Source organism: Streptomyces sp. NPDC104831, assembly GCF_055583025.1.
The window spans coordinates 22484-28483 of sequence record NZ_JBVJOT010000022.1; the positions used below are offsets into that span (position 1 = coordinate 22484).

Consider the following 6000-nt stretch of genomic DNA (forward strand, 5'->3'; position numbering starts at 1 on the left):
ATAACGATCCTTCCGAATCTTTTCGGCCGGCACATCCTTCATTCGAGTGCACGGTGCGGGCGTGAAGGGTCACGCCGTCTGTTTCCGGACGCGCCGTCGCGCGCGGGGACCACCAGCCGCTTCGCTCGCATCCGGTCGTGCCGACGGGCCGCCACCACCTGGTCCGGACGGCTGCGCACGCCGCCCGGGCCCGCATCCAGCCACCGGGCGGCCGGTGGCGTACGGGGGTGAGCAGCGCCGGCTTCCCCTCCCCCGGCCCCGCACGCTCCCGCACCACCGCGGAGCGCCCGTGGGCGGCCATCCCCACGCATACGGCCGCAACGAGACCGCCGCTGAGGCACCGGCCCTCGCCGTCGGCGCCGGGGTGCCGCGGCTGCCGTCCCGCGCCCCGGCGCACACCGCCCGGATGCCGGCCCGGCCCCTCCGCACGGAGCCGCCGCCCGTCCCCGGCTCCCTGGTCCCGGGGACGGACACCGCCCCGCCTTCGGGAACCGCGCGTCCGCCCTGCGGGCGCACCTCGGCCGCGAACCGGCCCCGGCCTACGCCGGCGAATCCTGGCGGCCGGCCGGGTTCGCGCGCCGGCGGGCCCGATGCGCGGCGGCGCTCGCGCGGTTTCCGCAGATCTGCGGGCTGCAGTAGCGACGCGACTGGTTGCGGGAGACGTCCACGAACACCTCCGCGCAGCGGTTGCCGCGGCAGACGTGCAGGCGGCTCATCCCGGTGGTGGTGACGACGCCGAGGAGGCCCATGGCGGCGTTCACGGCGTACTGGTCGACGGGTGGTGCCTGCGGGCCGGTGACGTGGAGGTGCCACGCGCCGTCGTGGTTGGTGTAGTGCGGGACCGCGTGGTGCTCGGCGAGGATGCGGTTGAGCAGCGCGACCGCGGTCTCCTCGTCCGGGGCGCCGAAGACTTCCCGCAGGGCCGTCCGCAGGGCGCGGGCCCGCTCCAGGTCCCTCTCGGTGGGCACCTCCCCGATCCGGATGCCGTGCGCGACGAGCAGCTCCGTCAGCGCGGCCACATCCGGCAGCTTCTCCTTCTCGCGGACGATGTTGTAGGTGTTCACCAGGTCCTCGGCCCATGTCACCGAAGCCTCGGAGTAACTAGTAAACCGCATCATGGCTCCGTATCATCTGTCACAATGGACCGGCTCGGACTGGAGGGTCGATGGACTCCCAAGAGGCATTACCCGCTCCCCCCGTTACATCTGAAGGGTATTATCCCCAGGCCGGCTTCAGGGAAGAGTGGCTGCGCGGGCTGCGCATGGCGATCCCGCTGGCGATCGCCGTCTTCGGCTTCGCCGTTTCCTTCGGTGTGGTGGCACGGGCCGCCGACATGGGGATCATGGCCCCCATCGCCATGTCCCTGACGACCTTCGCCGGATCGGCCCAGTTCGCGGCCGCCTCCGTGGTGGGCACCGGCGGGGGCATCGCCGCCGCCATCGTGGCCGCCGTACTGCTCAACTCCCGCTACCTCCCGATCGGGATCAGCGTCGCCCCGGCGATGAGCGGCAACGCCCTCAAGCGCTTCCTCTCCGCGCAACTGGTGGTGGACGAGTCCTGGGCCGTGGGACACCTGGGCGGGGGCCGCTATTCACGCGGAAGGCTGCTCGGCGCGGGTGTGGTGGTCTACTGCGCCTGGGTCGGCGGCACGGCCGTCGGCGTGCTGGGCGCGGAGTACGTCGGGGACCCGCTGCGCTTCGGACTGGACGTGGTGTCCCCCGTCCTCTTCCTGGCCCTGCTCAAGGGACAGATCAACGACCGGCGTGCGCTCGTGTGCGCGATCCTCGGGGTCGCGATCGCACTGGCGCTGACACCGGTCGCCTCACCGGGTGTGCCTCTGATCGCGGCCACGGTCGCCTGTCTGCTGGGATTGAGGAAGTGATGAACGGAGTATGGCTCGCGGTGCTTCTCGTAGGCGCCGTGTCGATGGCGCTGAAGGCCACCGGTCCGGTGCTGCTGGGCGGCCAGGAGCTGCCGGAGAGGATGCAGCGGGTGGTGGCCCTGATGGCACCGACCCTGCTCGCCGCACTGATCTCCACCCAGATCTTCGCCGACGGGCAGCGGCTGACGGTCGACGCCCGCGTGGTGGGTCTGCTCGTCGGCGCCTTCGGGGTCTGGCGGAAGTGGCCCACCTTGCTCGTGGTCGTCCTGGGCGCCGCCGCGGCGGCCGTGACCCGGCTGATCGCGGGATGAGGGGAGCCGTCACCATGAGCACAGACACGGCCGACGGGCAGGTGTGGCCCACGGCGGCACTGTGGGACGCGGGAATCCGGCTGGGGCAGCGGCTCACCCTGCCGCCCCTCCCCCTGCGGCCGGCCGCGTCGGGCATGAGGCTCGCCGGCCCGCTGCGCCGGATCCGGCACACCGAGGGCGTCGCCTCGATCTTCCAGGGCCTGGACGAGGCACGCGAGGGGGACGTGCTGTTCATCGACAACGGCGGGCGCACGGACGAGGCCTGCATGGGCGACCTCGTCGCGATCGAGGCACGGCTGGCCGGAATGGCGGGCCTGGTGGTGTGGGGATGTCACCGGGACACCGACGAGCTGGCCCTCATCCGGCTGCCGGTGTTCAGCCTGGGGCCGTGCCCGTCGTCGCCCACCTTGCGTCCGGACACCGGTGACCCCACGGGCCAGCCGTTCCCGTTCGAGACGGGCGACGTCGCGGTGGGCGACTCCGACGGCCTGATCGTCATCCCCGCCAAGACCTACCCGGAGGTCGTGGATGTCGCCAGGACCATCGTGGCGGCCGAGCAGCGGCAGGCCGAGAAGGCGCTGCGCGGAGTGAGCCTGCGCGAGCAACTGCGCTGGGCGGAGTTCGCGGAACGACGACGGGAGGACCCCTCGTACACCTTCCGGACACACATGGCCCGGCTGGGCGGGGCCCTGGAGTAGGAGGGGTCCGGCCGTGCTCAGGCGGGGCTGTGCCGGCGCAGCAGGCGTTCCCGCAGCCGTCGCGGGCGGTGGACGGCGATCTCGCCGCGGTGGGTGTTCCCCGGGGCGCATCGGCAGATCATGACAGCCTCCCTGCGGCATCGAGGTGTGTGCGGGTGAACGCGAGCTGACGGCGGAAGACCGTGACGCGTTCCTCCACGGCCGTCACGCTGTGGCCCGCGTCCATGGCGTGGAACTCCACCGGCAGGCCGCGGGCGCGCAGCCGCTCGGCGTAGGCGCGGGCCTGGTCGATGGGGCACCGGGCGTCGTTGACGCCCGCGCTGATGAAGACCGGCGCGCGGACGGCATCGGCGTAGGTGGCGGGCGAGGCGTCGCGGTACGCCTCGGGGACTTCCTCCGGTGTCCCGCCGAAGAGGCTGCGGTCCAGCGCCTTGATGTCGTCCATCGCCTGGTGGTGGGCGGCGGCGCAGTCGGCGACCGGGGCGCCGGCCAGTCCGATGGTCCAGTCGTCCGGCCGGGTGCCGAGTCCCAGCAGGGTCAGATAGCCGCCCCACGACCAGCCGGCCAGCACCAGGCGGGCGGGGTCGATGATCCCCTGGCCGACGGCCCACCGCCGCACCGCGGTGATGTCCTCCAGCTCGGTGTGGCCGACGCGGCGCCGCAGGGCCTCCGTCCAGGCCCGGCCGTAGCCCGTCGAACCGCGGTAGTTGACGCGTACGACGGCGAACCCCTCGTCCGTCCAGGCCGCCGCCTCGGGGTCGAAGGCGTCCTGGTCGTGTTCGTCGGGCCCGCCGTGCAGGAGGAACACCGCGGGGTGCGGCTTCGTACCGGTCCGGGGCAGGCTCAGCAGGGCGTGGACCCGGCCGCCGGGGCCGTCCACCCATACGTCACCGGCGAGCGCGGTCTGCGGCGCACGGCTGGTGGCGGGAAACCGCGGGTCGCTGTCGAGGGCCCGGAAGACGGGCGGGTGGGCGGAGTCCGACCACGTGAACCACACGTCGCCGCCGGGGCGGGTGCGCGCGTGCTCGATGGTGCCGTCGGGGATCTTCAGCCGGGTCAGCTCACGGGAGGCCAGGTCGTAGCCGAACGCCTCGGAGCGCGCCTGGTGGTCGTGGACGACGAGCAGGGACGCGGCGTCCTGGGCCCACTCGACGGAGACCTCCCCGGGCAGCCCGAGGTCGAGGGTGACGTGTTCACCGGTGCGCGGATCGTAGAGGGCCGGCTCCCAGCGGTCCTCGTGCGGCTGGAGGACCAGCAGCCGGTTGTCGCCGGGCACGGGGGCGAACCCGACGGCCTCGCCGTCCAGGTCGGCGACGGCGGTGCCGTCCGTCGTCAGTACGCGGATGCCCGGCTCCCACAGGTCGCCGCGCTCGCTGTGCGCGATGACGGCGAGGGCGAGGTCACGGGACAGGTCGACGGCGTACGCGGGCTCTTCGTGCCGGTAGAGGCGGCGGGCCGTGCCGTCGGGCAGCACGAGGGAGACGTCGGTGCCGTGCTCGGTGGTGTGGCCGAGCAGATTGTGTCCGCGCAGGCCGAGGGCGAGTCCGGCGGGCCAGTACGGCTCCAGGTCCCGTACGGCGGGCACGTCGGGGCCGCCGCCGAACGGCTGCCGCATCCACTGGCCGCGCTCGTCCCCGTCGGTGTCGGCGAACCACCACACGGTCTCCCCGGACGCCTCGATGGCGCAGTGCTGGACGCCGGAGGGCCGGTCGGTGACCTGCCGCAGCGTGCCGGCCGTACGGTCCCAGCAGTAGACCTGGGCGTTGCCGGAGCGGTCGCTGACGAACACGCAGCGCTCCGGGGAGCTCTTCGCCCAGGCGGGGAGCGTGTGGCGCGGGGCCCGGAAGCGCTGCTCCCACAGGGGCGTGTCGATGCCGGTCATGTCAGTGGCAACCGCAACTGGCCGCCGAGACCCGGTTCATCCGGCGGCGGGGGCCCTGTGCGGTGGGGGCCGTGCCCGCCCCGGCCAGGGGGGCGTCGCCGCCGAGCACGCTGAGGGAGCTGGTGGCGCAGTCCAGGACGACCTGGAACTCGGTGTGCGGCAGCGCGCCGAGCACCAGGTGGACGGAGGCCGCCGCCTTGCCCGTGCCGACGGCGTTGGACTCGGAGTTGAAGGGCAGTTGCGGGACCGCCGGGTTGAGGCCGAACTCCAGTCCGGTGACCTTGGCGTGGCCGGGGTCCGTGGCGAAGAGCTGTGTCAGTGCGGTGGCCGCGGCGGCCGACCCGGTCTCCGTGGCCTTCATGTCGGTCACCGACCCGTCCTCGACGGTGAGGACGAGCGGGTAGTGGAAGAGCCCGGACAGCTTCTCGAACAGCTCCTGGCAGGCGGCCGTGCCCGGCTCGCGCGTGCGGACGACGGACCAGCCCTTCACGGCGATCTGGCCGGTGACGCTGGTGCCGGCACCCGTGAGGTCCAGGCTTCGCAGGCCGGTGAACGCGCTCTGCGCGGCGCCGGTCCGATAGGTGCCGGTGTCGATCCGGGACCATGCCGGCGCGGTGAAGGTCGTCTTCGCCACGGCGCCGGTCAGGGCCTCCTCGACGACCAGGCCGCCGGCCCCCGCCACCGCGTCGCCGAGCGCGGCGCCGGCGACGTCGAGGGTGTTGGGGTCGCTCTTCTCCAACGCCGCCAGCAGCCCGCCCAGTTGGTCGAGGGCGAAGGGGCCGGTGCCCGCGCGGACAAGGGCGACGGTACGGTCCGGGCCCACCTCGGCGTCGGAGGCCGTCAGCAGCCGGTCGTCCTGGGCAACGACGAGGACGTCACTGTCCCGCGGGATGCCGGAGCGCAGTACGTCGCTCAGGGAGCGGTCCGGTCCGGCCGTGACCGTGTCCCATGCCTCGTAGCGGCTCGGGGGCTCCAGCCGGACCTGGTCGGAGAACCGCTCTTCCACGACGAGCGTGAATCGGTGATGGCCTGCCGGGTACTGGCGATAGGCTTCAGGGCGGACGATAATCACTGTGACACTCCCAGGTCGTTGTGCCGGTATGTCAGCGGGGGGGGGGGGGGGGGCCCCCCCCTCCCCCCCCCCCCCCCCCCCCCCCCCCCCCCCCCCCGCCCCCCCCCCCACCCCCCCCCCCCCCCCCCCCCCCCCCCCCCCCCCCCCCCCCCCCG

Annotated in this window: 6 protein-coding genes; 3 read left to right on the forward strand and 3 right to left on the reverse strand. The window is 73.6% G+C overall.

Features of this window, described 5'->3' with window-relative positions:
* Positions 1–539: 539 nt before the first annotated feature.
* Positions 540–1085, reverse strand: coding sequence for a CGNR zinc finger domain-containing protein (locus ACZ63H_RS16940; RefSeq protein ID WP_469865679.1), 546 nt, complete (start codon positions 1083–1085; stop codon positions 540–542).
* A 176-nt stretch (positions 1086–1261) separates the two neighbouring features.
* Between ACZ63H_RS16940 and ACZ63H_RS16945 the strand changes: the two genes are divergently transcribed.
* The 3 genes from ACZ63H_RS16945 to ACZ63H_RS16955 are packed head-to-tail and all read left to right on the forward strand — an operon-like array spanning position 1262 to position 2891.
* Entirely contained in the window at positions 1262–1882 is a 621-nt protein-coding gene (locus tag ACZ63H_RS16945; protein ID WP_467943891.1) for an AzlC family ABC transporter permease, read from the forward strand.
* Positions 1882–2193, forward strand: a complete 312-nt coding sequence (locus ACZ63H_RS16950; RefSeq protein ID WP_318205584.1) for an AzlD domain-containing protein — start codon at positions 1882–1884, stop codon at positions 2191–2193. The genes ACZ63H_RS16945 and ACZ63H_RS16950 overlap by 1 nt, the downstream gene beginning before the upstream one ends.
* Positions 2194–2207: 14 nt before the next feature.
* The gene (locus ACZ63H_RS16955) at positions 2208–2891 is read left to right on the forward strand and encodes an RraA family protein (protein WP_469865681.1); all 684 of its coding nucleotides are present in this window, start codon (positions 2208–2210) and stop codon (positions 2889–2891) included.
* 118 nt (positions 2892–3009) lie between these two features.
* Here ACZ63H_RS16955 and ACZ63H_RS16960 read toward each other — a convergent pair whose 3' ends face one another.
* A complete protein-coding gene (locus ACZ63H_RS16960; protein ID WP_469865683.1) occupies positions 3010–4773 on the reverse strand; it encodes a S9 family peptidase in 1764 nt (587 codons plus the stop codon).
* A gap of 1 nt (position 4774) precedes the next feature.
* Positions 4775–5779, reverse strand: a complete 1005-nt coding sequence (locus tag ACZ63H_RS16965; RefSeq protein ID WP_469865685.1) for a hypothetical protein — start codon at positions 5777–5779, stop codon at positions 4775–4777.
* Between the last annotated feature and the right edge of the window lie 221 nt (positions 5780–6000).